This is a genomic window from Burkholderia sp. MSh2 (assembly GCF_000731655.1).
Taxonomy (GTDB): Bacteria; Pseudomonadota; Gammaproteobacteria; order Burkholderiales; family Burkholderiaceae; genus Burkholderia; species Burkholderia paludis.
Genome location: NZ_JPGM01000003.1, coordinates 219,876 through 236,695, shown reverse-complemented (window position 1 = coordinate 236,695; position 16,820 = coordinate 219,876). Strand labels below are relative to the sequence as shown.

The following is a 16,820-nucleotide window of genomic DNA, read 5'->3' as shown; positions in this document are numbered from 1 at the left end:
AGGCGCGTGACGGCGGCGGCAGGCGCGGGCCCGCCGCCGCGCGCGGGTTACGCGCCCTTCAGGCTGCCGGCGATCTTCTGCGCGACGTCGGCCGGCACCCACTGCTTCCACAGGTCCGGGCGGGTCTTCAGGAACTGCGTGGCCATCGCCGCGCCGTCGATCTTCTTCGTCGTCATCTCGAGGATCGTCTGGTTCAGGAACTCCATCGGGAAGCGCACCTTGCCGAACACGCCGACCAGATCGGGGTTCGCATCGGCGAACGGCTTCGACACGCCGACCGTCAGCCGCGACACCATGTAAGACGACGCGCACTGGTGCGTGCTGCTCTCGTCGCGCAGCGTCTTCCAGCATGCTTCGTTATAGGCCGGCATCTTCAGCGCCGTGAACTTGTATTTCGCCATCAGCGCGGCCGGGCCCCAGTAATAGAACACGATCGGCGCGCCGCGCTGGTACGCGGATGCGATCGCCGCGTCGAGCGCCGCCCCCGTGCCCGGGTGGAAATTCGTGTACGACTGGTCGAGCTTCAGCACCTTCAGCAGGCGCGTGTTCACGCGCTCGCAGTCCCAGCCGGTCGGGCAGTTCAGGAAGCGGCCCTTGTCCGGCTCCTCCTCGTCGGCGAACACCTGCTTGTACTTCGGCAGATCGTCGACCGACACGAGCCCGGCGGCGACCGGCTTGATGTTGCGCGCCGGATCGCCCTTCACCACGTAGTCGGGCACGAACCAGCCTTCCGTCGTGCCGCCCGGCAGCGTGTCGCCGATCAGCTTCACCGCGCCGGACGCGACGGCCTTCGCGGTGATCTCGCTGCGGCCCGTCCATTGCTCGGCCCAGATCTGCAGGTCGTTGCGCGCGAGCGCCGTTTCGGTGGCGGCCGTGCTGCCCGGCACGACGTCCGTCTTGCAGCCGTAGCCCTTCTCCATGATCTGCCGCAGCACTTCGGTCGCGAACGAGCCGCTCTCCCACGTGATGCCCGCGAAATGGACCGTCTTGCCGTCGGCGCACGCGCCGCCGGCCGCATGCGCCGCGGGCGCGGACAGGATCGCCGCGGCGGCGAGAAGGACCGTTTTCAGTCGTCGAATCTGCATGGTGGGTCGTCTCCAAATCGAATCTGTAGTTTGTGCGTCGCGGCATGCGCGGCGGCCGGCGAATCGTGAGCGCATCCTCGTCCGGTCAGCCTGCATGTTTGAGCCGCCAATTTATTTAGGGAAACGAGTAATTCCGATCATTGCAATCGGCAGCGCCAATCGATCTCCGCACGCCTCGTCAGCCCCGCCGGACGGGCTTCCCGGCCGATTTCCCGGGCCCGCGCGGGAGACCGCGCGCGCGGCGTCGCACCCCCGCGCGGCGCGGGCCCGGCCCGCCGCGGCCCCCGGGCGCCGCGCAAGGCGTTTCGCCTGTCGAAACCGCGCGTCGCCCCCCATTGGCGAACCCGATTCCATCCATCGAAATTACTCGCTTTCGATTCCTTTTCGGCTTGGGAAGAATGCGGGGTGTCATCGGAGGAGACACGACCCGACCCGGCCTGTCGCCGCGCCGCCGCGCACCGCGCGTTTCCGGCGCCGCACGCGCTGCGCCGGATCGCCCCGGATGACGGAGCGCGCCTCGCCGGACGCGCTCACGACAACCGATACAAGAAGCTGGATATCCCGGAGATCTCTCAATGAAAAAGACCCTGACGGCGCTGGCCGTAACGACCGCCTTCGCGTCCCCCGCGTTCGCGCAAAGCAGCGTCACGCTGTACGGCGTGATCGACGAAGGCCTGAACTACACGAACAACGTCGGCACCGGCCACGTCTACGAGATGGCGAGCGGCTACGCGCAGGGCAGCCGCTGGGGCCTGAAGGGCAGCGAAGATCTCGGCGGCGGCATGAAGGCGATCTTCCAGCTCGAAAACGGCTTCGACGTGAACACCGGCCGGCTCAACCAGGGCGGCCGCATGTTCGGCCGCCAGGCGTACGTCGGCCTGAGCCAGACGCAGTACGGCACGCTGACGTTCGGCCGCCAGTACGACTCCGTCGTCGACTATCTCGCGCCGACCACGGCCAACGGCAACTGGGGCGGCTACCTGCTCGCGCACCCGTTCGACAACGACAACACCGACAACTCGTTCCGCCTCGACAACACCGTGAAGTACGCGAGCCCGAACTTCGGCGGCTTCCAGTTCGGCGGCGCGTACAGCTTCAGCAACAGCACGAACTTCTCCGACAACCGCGCGTACAGCTTCGGCGCGCAGTACCAGAACAACGGCCTGCTGGTCGGCGCCGCGTACCTGCAGGCGAACCATCCGGGCGACGGCTCGGCCGGCGCGATCACCGCGAACGACGCGAGCTACATCGCCGAGCGCATGCGCGTGTTCGGCGCGGGCATCAACTACACGTTCGGTCCCGCGACGCTCGGCTTCGTGTACACCAACTCGAACTACACGAACCCCACCGGCAACGGCTACCTCGGCACGCCGGGCGCGATCATCGCGCCGGGGGCGACGGTCAGCGCGATCAAGTACCAGAACTTCGAAATCAACGGCGCCTACCAGATCACGCCGGCGTTCATGGTCGGCGCGCAGTACGTGCTGTCGCTCGAGAAGTACGACGCATCGACCGGCGACGCGAAGCCGAAGATCCACTCGGCCGGGCTGATGGCCGACTACAACCTGTCGAAGCGCACCGACGTGTACGTGCAGGCCGCGTACCAGCACATCGCCGGCGACAAGACGAACTCGATCCTCGACAACGCGTTCATCCCCGGCACCGACGCACCGTCGTCGACGTCGAACCAGGTGGCCGTGCGCATCGCGCTGCGCCACAAGTTCTGACGCGCCCCGGTTCTCCGTTCTTCACGCGGCACCCGCGCCGGTCGGCCCGAGGTGTCTTCGCCCGCCCGCAGGCCCTCGCCTGCCGGCGGGTTTTTTCATGGGCGCCGCGGCGCGTGACCGGCCGCCGCCGCCGAAACGGGCCAATGGGCATGCAACGGCCCCGTCAACCGTGACAGGACAACGGACCACGATCCGTCGATACACTGTGGGCCTGCGCGACGGCCGCCCTCACCATCTTTCCCGATGCCGGCCGTCGCCTTCATTACGCACGGCCTGCCGCCTTCCGCCCGCACCGTGCGCCTGCCACAGATCCCCAAGGAGTGTCACTTGAAGCACTGGCGCCGCGCGCTGTTCACCTTCGCCGCCGGCCTTCTGGCCACCGCGACTTCCCATGCCCGTCCGCTCTGCACCGTCGTCGCCGACGCCGCCACCGGCCAGGTGCTCGTGCAGCAAGGCGATTGCGCGACCCGCGTGACGCCGGCGTCGACGTTCAAGGTTGCCCTCAGCCTGATGGGCTTCGATGCGGGCATCCTGAAGGACGAGCACACGCCGACGCTCGACTTCCACGACGGCTACCCCGACTGGGGCGGCGCGCCGTGGCGCGAGCCGACCGATCCGGCGCGCTGGATGAAGCTGTCGGTTTTCTGGTATTCGCAGCAGGTCGCGCAGGCGCTCGGGCAGGCGCGCTTCCAGCAGTACACCAACGCGTTCGGCTATGGCAACGCGGACGCGACCAGCCCGCAGGGCGAACTGAACGGCGTGATGGGCGCATGGGTCAATTCGTCGCTGCGCATCTCGCCGCTCGAACAGATCGGCTTCATGCGCAAGATCGCGAACCGGACGCTGCCCGTCAGCGCGCACGCGTACGACATGACCGAGCGCATCACGCTGATCGACGCGCAGCCCGGCGGCTGGATCGTGCACGGCAAGACGGGCACCGGGTCGCCGGGGCCCAGGTACGATGCGTCGCACGCGTACGGCTGGTTCGTCGGCTGGGCGGCCAAAGGGCCGCGCACGCTCGTGTTCGCTTACCTGATGCAGGACGACCAGCGGCAGACGCCGAACGCCGGCCTGCGCGCACGCGATACGTTCCTGGAGGCGCTGCCGACCCTCGCCGAACCGGTCGGGAGGCCGCAATGAGCGCCGGCCCGCGCAACGCGCGGATCGACCTGCTGCGCGGCGTGTCGATCCTGCTGGTCCTGCTGCATCACTTCGACATCCCGTATTCGCTGAGCAACGCGTCGCTCACGCGTGCGCTGGGCTGGGACGCGGTGGATGCGGTCGTGCGCAACGGCAACTACGGCGTGACGATGTTCTTCGTGATCTCCGGCTACCTGATCACGTCGAACGCGCGGCGCCGCTGGGGCAACCTCGGCGCGGTCGACGTGCGCGCGTTCTACGTGTCGCGCGTCGCGCGCATCGTCCCGTGCCTGCTGCTGCTGCTCGCGCTCGTCAACGGCCTCGCGGCGGCCGGCGTGCCGATCTTCCAGAACCACGCGCCGCAGGGCATCGCCGTGTCGTTCTGGCTCGTGAACCTCGCATCGCTGACGTTCTGGATGAACGTGCTGATCGGCGCCTACGGCTGGGTCAACTACGCGCTCGGCGTGCTGTGGTCGCTGTCGGTGGAAGAGGTGTTCTACCTGTCGTTTCCGCTGCTGTGCATCGCGCTGCGCCGCGAGGCGCGGCTCGTCGCGTTCTGGGTGGTCATCGCCGCGATCGGGCCCGTGTACCGCTTCACGCACGCCGGCGACGAAGGCGGGTTCCTGTACGCGTACTTCGCGTCCTTCGACGGCATCGCGATCGGCTGCTGCACCGCGTTGCTGGCCGAGCGCGTGAACGGGCGACTGCTGGCCGCGCCGTTCGTGCAGTGGCCCGTCGCGGCGGCGATGGCCGCGCTGTATCTGGCCTGGCCGATCGCGGAAAGCCACGTCGCCGGCGTCACCGCGATGGCGCTCGGCACGGCCGTGCTGCTGATCGGCGCGCACGTCGACGGCGAGCGCGCGCACGGCCGCCTGCTCACGCCGCTGCGCCGGGCCGGCAAGCTGAGCTACGAGCTGTACCTGTTCCACCTGATCGTGCTCGGCGGGCTGCGTACGTTCTGGCCGCCGTCGACCACGCACGGCGACGTCAAGCTGCCGTTGCTGATCGCTTACCTGGTGTTGTCGGTGGCGCTGAGCGCGGCGATCGCGCGCGGCTATGCCAACCCGCTCGACCGCTTCGTCAAGCGGATCGCGTCGCGGCCCGCGGCGCGCGTGCCGGACGGCGCGCGCTTCTAGCGCGGCGTCGGCGATCGCGGCCGGGCGCGGCGCGAAGCCGACGAGAAAAAACCGGCCAGGGCCCGGCCGTATCGCGTGACGATACGGGCCGGCCCGACCGCAAACCCCGCGTACGCGTCGTTGCTCAGTCCAGATAGTCCGCGTATTCCTTGCGCGTATAGCCGGCGAGCGCCTGCCACGGCAACGTCTCCCGCCGCGCGGCCGCCGCCGGCGTCAACGTCAGCTTGCGCACGACGCTGCCGTCGGCGCTCCGGTACTCGACCGACAGCGGCGCCTGCCACTTCTCGCTCCACAGGATCCGGTTCACGCCGCGCGCGCCGGGCGTGTCGACCGCCTGCTCGTACCAGCGCGTGCCGGGCGCGTCACCGCGCTTCGCGACCGCGAGCCGCTTCAGTTGCGACGGCGGCGTCACGTAATACGCGTTGTCCCACGAGCCGTCGAAGCCCGTGGTTTCGTACTCGGCCGGCGGCACGCCGACCACCGTGCGGTTCGCCGCATCCACATACTCGATGCGCGCCGCCTTGCCGTCGTAAGTCACGTGCCGCGCGGCCGCCTGGAAATTGAAGTGCTTGTGGCCGGCGTGACCGGCGCGGGCGGCGGCCGGCTGCACGCCGGCGCGCGGCGCGCGGTCATGATCGTGCTCGTCGTCGTGACCGCCCGCCGCCGCGACCGGCAGCACGCGCTCGACCCACACATGCCCGTCGCGCCGCACCATCCGTTCGCGATACGTCGTGGTGCGCGTCACGCCGTCGGCCGTCACCGTGCGGCTCTCGTGCAGCAGCACGGCGTCGAGATCCGCCGAGGCGAACGCGGAGGCCGCGGCCAGCCCGCACGCGAGCGCGCAGAGGAAGTGGCGTTTCATCGCAGGTTCCCGTTCATCGTGGCGTCGCCGCGCTCAGAAACCGAACGCCGAGCGCACGAGCCCGAACACCTTCGTGTTGTCGATCGTCCCCTTGAACGCCTTCGCATCCGCGCCGTCGGCGAACAGCATCACGTCGCCGCCGCCGTGCGTCTCCGAGCCCGCGCTGCCCATCCGCACGCCGACTTCCTGCAGATACGCCTCGTGCGTCGCGGTGGCCGAATCGACCGACGTGCGCACGTTCGGCCGGTTCGCGCCGTTGCCGAACACCAGCGTCGTGTAGGTATTGCCGTCGGCATCCTTGCTCGGCTGGCCGTCGCGATAGTTGCGGCTGATGTCGAGAATCGGATTGCCGCGCTTCGAATAGCCGTTGATCGTCATCGTGTGGTCGTGGTCGGCCGTCACGACGATCAGCGTGTTCGACAGGTCGACCTTCGACAGCGCGACGCGGATCGCTTCGTCGAACGCCACCGTGTCCTCGAGCGCGCGCTTCGCGTTGGTGCCGTGCAGCGCATGGTCGATCCGGCCGCCTTCGACCATCAGGAAGTAGCCGTTCGAATTCTTCGACAGCACGTCGATCGCCTTCGACGTCATCTCCGCCAGGCTCGGCTGCGACGGCCCTTCGCCTTTGCCCGCCACGCGGTCCAGCTCGTACTCGAGATGGCTCGTCGAGCTGAACAGCCCGATCAGCTTGCCGTTGCCGGCCTGCGCGAGCTGGTCCTTCGTGGCCACCACCGTGTAGCCCTTCGTCTTCATCTCCGCGAGCAGGTTGCGCCCGTCGGCCCGGCCACGCTTGTTGCTTGCCGGATCGAACGGCGTCCAGTGGTTGCGTCCGCCGCCCATCAGCACGTCGACGCCGTCGCCGAGCGCCGCGTTGTAGCCGGCCCCGCCCGGCGCCGCCTGCGCGGCGATGTCGTACTGCGCGTCGCGATGGCAGATGTGCGAAAAGGTCGCGGCCGGCGTCGCGTGCGTGAGCTCGGTCGTCGTGATCGCGCCCACCGCCTTGCCGCGCGCCTTTGCCAGCTCCAGCAGCGTCGCGGCCGGCTGGCCGTTGCCGGGCGCGCAGTTGTTGACGGTCTTGTTGCCGTTGGCGTCGCTGCCCGGCGCCACGGCGCGCGTGTCGGACGACATCGACAGCACTTCGTTGTTCATCTTCACGCCGGTCATGTACGCGGCCATCGACGGCGCGCTGTCGGTCGTCTGCGCGTCGTTCGAGAAGGTCTTGACGCGCGCGGTGCGCGCCAGCTTCTCCATCGTCAGCTGCCCGGACTCGCCGGCCTTGTAGATCCGGCTCGCCGTCACGGTCGTCGGCCCCATGCCGTCGCCGAGAAAGAAAATCACGTTCTTCGCCTGGCCGGCGGCCTGCGCCGGGCCGCCTGCGAAACCCGCGACGGCCAGCGCCGCCGCGATGCACTTGATGATCGACATCCTGTATTCCCCTGTACCCGTATGGTCGGCGCTCAAAGCTGCACCGCGTTGCGCACTAGCTCGAAGACCTTGCTGTTCTCGATCACGCCGTGGAACGCATCCGCGCCGCGGCCGATCGCACCGAGGAACACATCGGTGCCGCCGTGCGTCTCGTTGCCCTTGTCCATCCGCACGACCGCCTCCTGGCGATAGTCGTCGGCGCCCGCCACCGCGTCGGTGAGCGCGGTGCCCGCGCGGCTGCCCTGCACGCGGTTCTCGCCGTTGCCGAAGCCGATGATCGTGTACGGCGAGCCGTCCGCATCCTTCGCCACCGCGCCCGTCTGGTAGCTGCGCAACACGCCCAGCACGCCGGGCTTGCCCGCTTCGGTCTTGCCGGTGCGCGCCGCATAGCCGTTCAGCACCAGCGTGTGGTCGTGGTCGGCCGTGACGACGATCAGCGTGTTCTTCAGGTCGGGATCGGTCTTGCGCACCTTGTCGATCGTCGCCTTGATCGCGTTGTCGAACGCGACCGTGTCCTGCAGCGCGCGCTTCGCGTTGGTGTCGTGCAGCGCGTGGTCGATCCGGCCGCCTTCGACCATCAGGAAATAGCCGTTCGGGTTCTTCTGCAGCACGTCGAGCGCGCGCGTCGCCATGTCGGTGAGGCTCGGCTCCTTCGTCGCGCCGCGATCGAGGTCGTAGCTCATGTGGCTCGACGAGAACAGGCCGACCAGCTTGCCGCTCTTCGTCGCATCGGCCGCCAGCAGATCGTCGCGGTTCTGCGCGAACGCGTAACCCTTCGCCTTCAGCTCGTTGACCAGGTTGCGCCCGTCGGTGCGCTTGCCGCCGCCGTCCTTCGGCACGAAGAACTGCGTGCCGCCGCCCAGCACGACGTCGACGCCGTCGCCCAGCGCGCCGTTGTAGCCCGCGCCGCCCGGCACGAGCTGCGCGGCGATGTCGTTCTCGGCGTCGCGATGGCAGACGTGCGCGTAGGTCGCGGCCGGCGTCGCATGGGTGACGCGCGTGGTCGTCACGACGCCCGTCGCCCACCCCTTCGCCTTCGCGATCTCCAGCAGCGTCGTCGCCGATTTGCCGTTGTTCGCGCCGCAGTTGCCGGTGAGGCCGGCGGTCGGCTCGATCGCCTTCGTGTCGGGCGACATCGAGATCACTTCGTTGTTGGTCTTGACGCCGGTCATGTACGCCGACATCGACGGCGCGCTGTCCGTCACCTGCGCGTCGTTGGAATACGTCTTCACGAACGCCGATTCCGGCAGCGTGTCGATCGTGAGCGCGCCGTCTTCCCCGACCGCATAGATGCGCGCGGCCGTCAGCGTCGTGATCCCCATGCCGTCGCCGAGGAAGAAGATCACGTTGCGCGCCGCGGCCTGCACGGGCGGCTGTGCGGGCGACGTGCTGGTCGGGCCGTCGTCGCTGCCGCATCCGGCCAGCGCAAAGGCGCCGGCACACAGCAGCGCCGCCAGTTTGATTCGATTCATGTTGCCGGTTCTCCCCGCCGTTGATGCTTTCGAAATGAAAGGCGATGGTAGGAACCGGATGTGACGCCGATATGAATGGAAACTGGAAGGAAGTGTATTTATTTTGAAAGGATGCGGTGCGCGGCCGCGCTTCCCGCGCGTCCGGCTTCGTCATCGCCCCCCGCGCGGTTGCGCCGCCGGCTTCGGCACGCCGTTTCCCCGGCGGCGCAGGGCCGCGACACGAGGCCCGTGCATGCGCCTGTCGGCCATATCGGCCCGCGACGGAAAGCGCGGCAACCGGATCGATTCCGGAAAACGCGGGCCCGGAGCGACGTAAAAACGCCCCGGTCACGCAACGGGCGCGCCCGTGCCGCGCGCCCGTCGCCGTGCCCGTTCAGCGGTCGATGCGCTGCTGGAAGTGCGCCGGATAACGCTCGCCGACGATCCGAATCTGCCGCAGCGCCGTCTCGATCGCGGCCAGGTCGTCGGCGGTCAGCGCGACGGCGGCCGCCCCCACGTTTTCATCGAGCCGGTGCAGCTTCGTCGTGCCCGGAATCGGCACGATCCACGGCTTGCGGGCCAGCAGCCAGGCCAGCGCGATCTGCGCGCGCGTCGCACCCTTGTCGGCGGCGATGCGGCCCAGCAGATCGACGAGGCCCGCGTTGGCCTTGCGGTTTTCCTCCGAGAAACGCGGCACGACGTTGCGGAAGTCGTTCGCGGCGAACGTCGTGCTCGCGTCGATCGCGCCGGTCAGGAAGCCCTTTCCGAGCGGGCTGAACGGCACGAAGCCGATGCCGAGCTCCTCGAGCGTCGGCAGGATTCGTTCCTCCGGCTCGCGCCACCACAGCGAGTACTCACTCTGCAGCGCGGCCACCGGCTGCACCGCGTGCGCGCGGCGAATCGTCTGCTCGCCGGCTTCCGACAGCCCGAAGTGCGCGACCTTGCCCTCGCGGATCAGGTCCTTGACGGTGCCCGCCACGTCCTCGATCGGCACGTCCGGATCGACGCGATGCTGGTAGAACAGGTCGATGCGATCGATCTTCAGCCGCTTCAGCGCCGCCTCGGCCACATCGCGGATATGCGACGGCCGGCTGTCGACGCCCGTCATCGGCTCGGCATTCTTGAAGCCGAACTTGGTCGCGATCACGACCTGGTCGCGAAACGGCGCCAGCGCCTCGCCGACCAGTTCCTCGTTGACGAACGGGCCATACGCTTCCGCCGTATCGAAGAACGTCACGCCGCGCTCGAACGCGGCGCGGATCAGCGCGATGCCGCTCGCCTTGTCGGTCGCAGGGCCGTAGCCGTAACTCAATCCCATGCAGCCGAGCCCGATCGCCGAGACTTCGAGGCCGCTGTTTCCAAGCTTGCGTGTTTGCATGAATCTCTCCTGCTGAAGGTGAAAACGATCGACGGAACGCCGATGACCCAGTGTAGGTTGATGGATACCGCTCAACAATCGGCGTACCATTTCATGCGTTATTGAGGAATTTTCACGAATGCAGCGCACCGACATCGGCGAACTGACGAGCTTCATCACGATCGCGGAGCAGCGCAGCTTCAGCGGCGCGGCGCGCATCCTGGGCGTCTCGCCGTCGGCGCTGAGCCATGCGATCCGCCATCTCGAGGCACGGCTCGGCGTGCGCCTGTTCAACCGCACGACGCGCTCGGTCGCCCTGACGGCGGCCGGCGAACAGTTGCTGGTGCGCGTGCGGCCCGCGGTGGCCGATCTCGAGGACGCGCTGAACGACGCCGCGAGCGCCCGCAACCGCCCGTCCGGCCAGATCCGGATCAACGCATCGGAAGCCGCGTCGCGTCCGCTGATCCGGCACGTGTTGCCGGCCTTCGTCGCCCGCTACCCGGACATCCACATCGAATTCGTCGTCGATTCGCGGCTGATCGACATCGTCGAACACGGCTTCGACGCCGGCATCCGCGTGCACGAGGACGTGCCGCGCGACATGATCGCCGTGCGCTTCGGCGGCCCGATGCGCTTCGTCGCGATCGCATCGCCCGGCTATCTGTCGCGGCACGCGCCGCCGGACAGCCCGCAGGACCTCGCGCGTCACGCATGCATCCGCTACCGCTTCGAGAGCGGCGCGCTCTATCGCTGGGATCTGATGCGCGACGGCAGGCGCGTGAGCGTCGACGTCGACGGGCCGCTGACGCTCGGCAACCAGACGCTGATGATCGACGCGGCGCTGGCCGGCATCGGGATCGCGTGGGTCACGGAATCGCGCGTGGCCGAGCATCTGGCGTCGGGGCGGCTGGTGCAGGTGCTGCCCGGGTGGAGCCAGACGTTCGACAGCCTGTGCCTCTACTATCCGGCGAACCGGCATCCGCCGGCGGCGCTGCGGCTGTTCGTCGAGGCCGTGCGCGAGTGGGCGGCCACCGAGTGCGACGCGACGCCGGCTTGAACGCACGCGCAAGCGCACCGAAACCTCATCGCGGCCGACGCCGTGCCGTGCGGCGCACGCCTGCGTCATGTCCTTGGGGTGTTCGATTCGTCATGCGACGCCGAACGCACCCCGGCGCGGGCGTCGATGCGGTACGCCGCGGGCGCTGCCCGCAGCAGCGCCGCGCGGCGCGTCTCACCGCAGGTTGGTTCGCGCCAGTTCGACGATCTCGTCGCCGCGCCCGCTGAGGATCGCGCGCAGCATGAACAGGCTGAACCCCTTCGCATGCGCGAGCTCGATCTTCGGCGGCATCGCAAGCTCGTACTTCGACGTGACGACGTCGACCACCGCCGGCCCGTCATGCGCGAACGCGGTGCACAACGCTTCCTCGACGTTCTCCGAATGCTCGACGCGCACGCTGAAGATGCCCGCGCCCTTCGCGATCGCCGCGAAGTCGGTCGGGCTCAGGTCGACGTTGGTGTCGAGATAGCCGGCCGCCTTCAGTTCCATCGACACGAAGCCGAGCAGGCTGTTGTTGTACACGACGATCTTGATCGGCAGCTTGAGCTGGCGCGCGCTCAGCAGATCGCCGAGCAGCATCGACAGCCCGCCGTCGCCCGACAGCGACACCACCTGCCGCCCCGGGTGCGCGCCCTGCGCGCCGAGCGCCTGCGGCATCGCGTTCGCCATCGAGCCGTGGTTGAACGAGCCGTGCAGTTGCCGCTTGCCGTTCATCGTCAGATAGCGCGCGGCCCACAGCGTCGGCGTGCCGACGTCGGCCGTGAAGATCGCGTCCTCGGCCGCGACTGTGTCGACGATCTTCGTCAGGTATTGCGGATGAATCGCGCGGCCCGGCGGCTCGGCCACCGCGAGATCGTCGAGGCCCTTGCGCGCGGCCGCGTAATGCTTCAGCGCATTCTCGAGGAAACGCCGCTGCGTCTTGCGCGTGAGACGCGGCAGCAGCGCCGCGAGCGTTTCCTTCACGGTGCCGACGAGGCCGAGCGCGAGCGGCGCGCGATGCCCGAGCTGCGAGCCCTTCCAGTCGATCTGCGCGATCTTCGCGTTCGCCGGATAGAACGGCCGGTACGGGAAATCGGTGCCGAGCATCAGCAGCGTGTCGCACGAGTCCATCGCGTGATAGCCCGAGCTGAAGCCGATCAGCCCGGTCATCCCGACGTCGAACGGGTTGTCCCATTCGACGAACTGCTTGCCGCGCAGCGCATGCACGACCGGCGCGCCGAGCGTGTCCGCCAGCGCGACCACCTCGTCGTGCGCGCCCTGCGTGCCGCTGCCGCACAGCAGCGTGATCGCGTCCGAGCCGTTCAGCAGCGCCGCGAGCCGGTCGAGATCGGCCTCCGCCGGCACGATCGACGGCGGCGACGCCGCGCTCCATGCCGGGGCTTCGTCGGGGCCGTCGCCGAGCGCGATGTCGCCCGGCAGCACGATCACCGCGACGCCGCGTTCGTCGATCGCGGTGCGCATCGCGCGCGCGAGCACGCGCGGGAACTGCGACGCGTTGGTCACGAGTTCCGCGAAATGGCTGCACTCGCGGAACACTTCCTGCGGATGGGTTTCCTGGAAGTAGCCGAGGCCGATCTCGGTCGACGGGATGTGCGCGGCGATCGCGAGCACCGGCTGGTGATTGCGGTGACAGTCGTACAGCCCGTTGATCAGGTGCAGGTTGCCGGGGCCGCAACTGCCCGCGCACACCGCGAGCCGCCCGGTCGACGCGGCATCGGCGCCGGCCGCGAACGCGGCGCTTTCCTCGTGCCGCGTGTGCATCCAGCGAATCGAGCCGATCTGGCTCAGGCTGAACGACAGGCCGTTCAGGCTGTCGCCCGTCACGCCCCAGATGCGCTCGACGCCCGCTGCCGCGAGTGTCTTCGCCAGGTATTCCGCCATCGACTGTCTTGCCATGATGCCCTCGCTGTGGATGGATCGAGACACACAGGAACCGGTCGTGCGTGCGCAACCGGCACCGACCGGCCGAGCATACGCCATCGACCCGCGCGGCGGCGCGACGGCGCAGGCCGACCGACTGCCGTATGAGGCGCCGGCGCGCGATTGGTTCGATCCGGCGCGACGGGCGCGGCGGGCGTCATGGTTCCGTCAACGTCGTGTCGGCGAACGGACAGGCGGACGGTGCGCGCTCAGCTCCAGTCGGACGCGGCTTCGTCCGGATCGACGAGCGTGAGCCCCGCCGCCGGCAGCGGCAGCGCGGTCTTGTAGCGCACCTGTTTCAGCGCGAAGCTCGAACGGATGTTCGACACGCCGGGAATCGTCGTCAGGCGCTCGATGATGAAGCGCTCGAGCGTGCGCATGTCGGGCATCACGACCCGCAGCAGGTAGTCGGCGTCGCCCGACATCAAATAGCACTCCATCACCTCGGGCCGCTGCGAGATCGCCTCCTCGAAGCGCTGCAGCGCGTCCTCGGCCTGCTTTTCGAGGCTCACCTGGATGAACACGTTGATCCGCAGCCCGAGCGGCTCGGGATCGAGCAGCGTGACCTGCTGCCGGATCAGCCCGAGCTTCTCGAGCGCGCGCACGCGGTTGAAGCACGGCGTCGTCGACAGGTTCACCGCGCGCGCCAGTTCCGCGTTCGTGATCCGTGCGTTCTGCTGAAGCTGGTTCAGGATGCCGATGTCGATGCGGTCGAGCCGCTTCGCGGGGGCGTTCATGGTTCGAATATTCCCTGTCTCGTGTCGATTCCGGAATATTTACACTATCCGCCGGCAAATTCCCAATGAAATCAGACGCATATTCTGGCGACTGGCGCGTAGCATGAGTCCCATTGATGCGTGCCGCCGCCGGTGCGCGGGAGACTGGGATGACGGATCTGTCGAACGGTATCGAACACGCGCAGCGCGCGGCCCTCGCGCGCGTCGACGCGGACCCGGAAGAAACCGCCGAATGGCTCGACGCGCTCGACGCGGTGGTCGCGCATGTCGGCCGCGACCGCGCGCAGTACCTGTTCGACCGGCTTGCCGAGCACGCGCGCGCCAGCGGCCTCGCGTCGCCGCGCACGCCCGTCACGCGCTACCTGAACACGATTCCGCCCGCCGAGCAGCCGCCCTACCCGGGCGACCTCGACCTGGAGGAACGGCTGTCGGCCGCGCTGCGCTGGAACGCGCTCGCGATGGTCGTGCGCGCCAACCGCGCGTACGGCGAACTCGGCGGCCACATCGCGAGCTACGCGTCGGCGTCCGACCTGTTCGAAACCGGCTTCAACCACTTCTTCCGCGCGGCATCGCCCGCAAACGGCGGCGCCGGCGGCGATCTCGTGTATTTCCAGCCGCACTCGTCGCCGGGCGTCTATGCGCGCGCGTATCTCGAAGGCTTCCTCACCGAGGATCACCTGAAGCACTACCGCCGCGAGATCGCCGGCCCGGGCCTGTGCTCGTATCCGCATCCGTGGCTGATGCCCGACTTCTGGCAGTTCCCGACCGGCTCGATGGGCATCGGCCCGATCAACGCGATCTACCAGGCGCGCTTCATGCGCTACCTGCAGCATCGCGGCCTCGCGAACACCGCGGGCCGCACCGTGTGGGGCTTCTTCGGCGACGGCGAGATGGACGAGCCCGAATCGCTCGGCGCACTGTCGCTCGCCGCCCGCGAGGGGCTCGACAACCTCGTGTTCGTGATCAACTGCAACCTGCAGCGGCTCGACGGCCCGGTGCGCGGCAACGGCCGCGTGATCGACGAACTCGAAGCGCAGTTCGCGGGCGCCGGCTGGAACGTGATCAAGGTGCTGTGGGGGTCCGACTGGGATCCGCTGTTCGCGCGCGATCATGCGGGCGCGCTTGCGCGCGCGTTCGCCGATACCGTCGACGGACAGTTCCAGACCTTCTCCGCGAACGACGGCGCGTACAACCGCGCGCGCTTCTTCAGCCAGGACCCGGCGCTCGAGGCGCTCGCCGCGCAGCTCACCGACGCGGAAATCGACCGCCTGCGCCGCGGCGGCCACGACGCGCGCAAGCTGCACGCCGCGTATGCACACGCGCTCGCGCATCGCGGCCAGCCGACCGTGATCCTCGCGAAGACGATGAAGGGATACGGGATGGGCGCGGCCGGCCAGGGCCGGATGACGACCCATCAGCAGAAGAAGCTCGACATCGACGACCTGAAGGCGTTCCGCGACCGCTTCCGGTTGCCGCTGTCGGACAGCGACGTCGAGCAGCTCACGTTTTACAAGCCAGCGGAAGACAGCCCGGAAATGCGTTACCTGCATGCCCGCCGGGCTGCCCTGGGAGGCTATCTGCCCAGAAGGCGGATGGCGGCATCGAAGGGGCTCACCGTCCCTTCGATGCCGGCCTGGGGTGCGTTCGCGCTCGACGCGGCCGGCCGCGAGATGTCGACGACGATGGCGCTCGTGCGCATGCTCGCCGCGCTGATCAAGGATCGCGACCTCGGCCCGCGCGTCGTGCCGATCGTCGCCGACGAAGCGCGCACGTTCGGCATGGCGAGCCTGTTCCGGCAGGTCGGCATCTACTCGCCGCTCGGCCAGCGCTACGAGCCGGAAGACCTCGGCTCGATGCTCTACTACCGCGAGGACACGCGCGGCCAGATCCTCGAGGAAGGCATTTCGGAGGCGGGCGCGATCTCGTCGTGGATCGCCGCCGCGACGTCGTACAGCGTGCACGACCTGCCGATGTTGCCGTTCTACATCTACTACTCGATGTTCGGCTTCCAGCGCATCGGCGACCTGATCTGGGCCGCCGCCGACCAGCGCTCGCGCGGCTTCCTCGTCGGCGCGACGTCGGGGCGCACGACGCTCGGCGGCGAAGGGTTGCAGCATCAAGACGGCAGCAGCCACCTCGCCGCCTCGACGATTCCGAACTGCCGCGCGTACGATCCCGCGTTCGCGTACGAAGTCGCGACGATCGTCGACGCGGGGATGCGCGAGATGGTCGAGCAGCAGCGCGACGTGTTCTATTACGTGACGGTGACGAACGAGAACTACGCACAGCCTTCGATGCCCGGCGGCGATGCGCAAGCATGGCGCGAAGGAATCCTGAAGGGGATGTATCCGCTGGCGGCGGAATCGCACGCGACGGCGCAGGTGCAGTTGCTGGGCGCGGGCGCGATCCTCGGCGAAGTCGTCGCCGCGCAACGCATGCTGAAGGAAGACTGGGGTATCGATGCGGCCGTGTGGAGCGTCACGAGCTTCACCGAACTGCAGCGTGACGGGATGGAGGCCGAGCGTCGCGCGCGGCTCGACGACGACAACCCGCACGCGATGCCGTATGTCACCGCCACGCTCGCCGCGACGCGCGGGCCCGTGATCGCCGCGACCGACTATGTACGCGCGGTGCCCGAACTGATCCGCGCGTACGTGCCGCGCCGCTACGTGACGCTGGGCACCGACGGATTCGGCCGCAGCGACACGCGCGACGCGCTGCGCGCGTTCTTCGAAGTCGACCGCGCGAGCATCGTGCTCGCGGCGCTGAAGGCGCTGGCGGATGACGGAGAACTCGATGCGGCTATCGTGCACGACGCGCGAGCGCGTCTCGGCAAGTCCGCACAGCGATGCGTCGCACCATGGCAGCGCTGAACGGGCGGCGCGACCGCGCAGCAGCAACCGACCGTTCGCCGTTCGAGGTC

Annotated in this window: 12 protein-coding genes; 5 read left to right on the top strand and 7 right to left on the bottom strand. The window is 68.7% G+C overall.

Features of this window, described 5'->3' with window-relative positions; all coding sequences use genetic code 11:
• Positions 1-47: 47 nt before the first annotated feature.
• A complete protein-coding gene (locus tag GQ57_RS02445) occupies positions 48-1,085 on the bottom strand; it encodes an ABC transporter substrate-binding protein (protein WP_031397379.1) in 1,038 nt (345 codons plus the stop codon).
• 575 nt (positions 1,086-1,660) lie between these two features.
• Between GQ57_RS02445 and GQ57_RS02440 the strand changes: the two genes are divergently transcribed.
• From GQ57_RS02440 to GQ57_RS02430, 3 genes are all read left to right on the top strand, one after another.
• The gene (locus tag GQ57_RS02440) at positions 1,661-2,812 is read left to right on the top strand and encodes a porin (RefSeq protein WP_031397378.1); all 1,152 of its coding nucleotides are present in this window, start codon (positions 1,661-1,663) and stop codon (positions 2,810-2,812) included.
• Positions 2,813-3,160: 348 nt separating this feature from the next.
• Positions 3,161-3,952 (top strand): OXA-1043 family class D beta-lactamase, encoded by a 792-nt coding sequence (gene blaOXA, locus GQ57_RS02435; protein ID WP_063934549.1) that lies wholly within the window; start codon positions 3,161-3,163, stop codon positions 3,950-3,952.
• Positions 3,949-5,088, top strand: coding sequence for an acyltransferase family protein (locus tag GQ57_RS02430; RefSeq protein ID WP_034196975.1), 1,140 nt, complete (start codon positions 3,949-3,951; stop codon positions 5,086-5,088). The genes blaOXA and GQ57_RS02430 overlap by 4 nt, the downstream gene beginning before the upstream one ends.
• Before the next feature lie 124 nt (positions 5,089-5,212).
• Here GQ57_RS02430 and GQ57_RS02425 read toward each other — a convergent pair whose 3' ends face one another.
• The 4 genes from GQ57_RS02425 to GQ57_RS02410 form a co-directional block, all read right to left on the bottom strand.
• Positions 5,213-5,950, bottom strand: a complete 738-nt coding sequence (locus GQ57_RS02425; RefSeq protein WP_034196974.1) for a hypothetical protein — start codon at positions 5,948-5,950, stop codon at positions 5,213-5,215.
• Between the two features lie 33 nt (positions 5,951-5,983).
• Positions 5,984-7,375 (bottom strand): alkaline phosphatase, encoded by a 1,392-nt coding sequence (locus tag GQ57_RS02420; protein ID WP_034196973.1) that lies wholly within the window; start codon positions 7,373-7,375, stop codon positions 5,984-5,986.
• A gap of 32 nt (positions 7,376-7,407) precedes the next feature.
• Positions 7,408-8,847 (bottom strand): alkaline phosphatase, encoded by a 1,440-nt coding sequence (locus tag GQ57_RS02415; protein ID WP_031397373.1) that lies wholly within the window; start codon positions 8,845-8,847, stop codon positions 7,408-7,410.
• A gap of 373 nt (positions 8,848-9,220) precedes the next feature.
• The gene (locus GQ57_RS02410; protein ID WP_031397372.1) at positions 9,221-10,204 is read right to left on the bottom strand and encodes an aldo/keto reductase; all 984 of its coding nucleotides are present in this window, start codon (positions 10,202-10,204) and stop codon (positions 9,221-9,223) included.
• 118 nt (positions 10,205-10,322) lie between these two features.
• Here GQ57_RS02410 and GQ57_RS02405 point away from each other — a divergent pair, with 118 nt between their 5' ends.
• On the top strand, positions 10,323-11,240 hold the full coding sequence (locus tag GQ57_RS02405) for a LysR family transcriptional regulator (RefSeq protein WP_034196972.1): 918 nt from the start codon (positions 10,323-10,325) through the stop codon (positions 11,238-11,240).
• 174 nt (positions 11,241-11,414) lie between these two features.
• On the opposite strand, the gene poxB is transcribed toward GQ57_RS02405, so the two are convergent.
• Both poxB and GQ57_RS02395 read right to left on the bottom strand, forming a co-directional pair.
• On the bottom strand, positions 11,415-13,136 hold the full coding sequence (gene poxB / locus GQ57_RS02400; protein WP_034196971.1) for a ubiquinone-dependent pyruvate dehydrogenase: 1,722 nt from the start codon (positions 13,134-13,136) through the stop codon (positions 11,415-11,417).
• Between the two features lie 233 nt (positions 13,137-13,369).
• Positions 13,370-13,897 (bottom strand): Lrp/AsnC family transcriptional regulator, encoded by a 528-nt coding sequence (locus GQ57_RS02395; RefSeq protein WP_031397369.1) that lies wholly within the window; start codon positions 13,895-13,897, stop codon positions 13,370-13,372.
• Between the two features lie 149 nt (positions 13,898-14,046).
• Here GQ57_RS02395 and mdeB point away from each other — a divergent pair, with 149 nt between their 5' ends.
• Positions 14,047-16,770, top strand: a complete 2,724-nt coding sequence (mdeB, locus tag GQ57_RS02390; RefSeq protein ID WP_034196970.1) for an alpha-ketoglutarate dehydrogenase — start codon at positions 14,047-14,049, stop codon at positions 16,768-16,770.
• Positions 16,771-16,820 lie beyond the last annotated feature (50 nt).

Bases quoted from the DNA above. Each gene is read 5' to 3' on its own strand.
- GQ57_RS02445 (WP_031397379.1), bottom strand. From the start codon at position 1,085: ATGCAGATTCGACGACTGAAAACGGTCCTTCTCGCCGCCGCGGCGATC.
- GQ57_RS02440 (WP_031397378.1), top strand. From the start codon at position 1,661: ATGAAAAAGACCCTGACGGCGCTGGCCGTAACGACCGCCTTCGCGTCC.
- GQ57_RS02430 (WP_034196975.1), top strand. From the start codon at position 3,949: ATGAGCGCCGGCCCGCGCAACGCGCGGATCGACCTGCTGCGCGGCGTG.
- GQ57_RS02425 (WP_034196974.1), bottom strand. From the start codon at position 5,950: ATGAAACGCCACTTCCTCTGCGCGCTCGCGTGCGGGCTGGCCGCGGCC.
- GQ57_RS02420 (WP_034196973.1), bottom strand. From the start codon at position 7,375: ATGTCGATCATCAAGTGCATCGCGGCGGCGCTGGCCGTCGCGGGTTTC.
- GQ57_RS02415 (WP_031397373.1), bottom strand. From the start codon at position 8,847: ATGAATCGAATCAAACTGGCGGCGCTGCTGTGTGCCGGCGCCTTTGCG.
- GQ57_RS02410 (WP_031397372.1), bottom strand. From the start codon at position 10,204: ATGCAAACACGCAAGCTTGGAAACAGCGGCCTCGAAGTCTCGGCGATC.
- GQ57_RS02405 (WP_034196972.1), top strand. From the start codon at position 10,323: ATGCAGCGCACCGACATCGGCGAACTGACGAGCTTCATCACGATCGCG.
- poxB (WP_034196971.1), bottom strand. From the start codon at position 13,136: ATGGCAAGACAGTCGATGGCGGAATACCTGGCGAAGACACTCGCGGCA.
- GQ57_RS02395 (WP_031397369.1), bottom strand. From the start codon at position 13,897: ATGAACGCCCCCGCGAAGCGGCTCGACCGCATCGACATCGGCATCCTG.
- mdeB (WP_034196970.1), top strand. From the start codon at position 14,047: ATGACGGATCTGTCGAACGGTATCGAACACGCGCAGCGCGCGGCCCTC.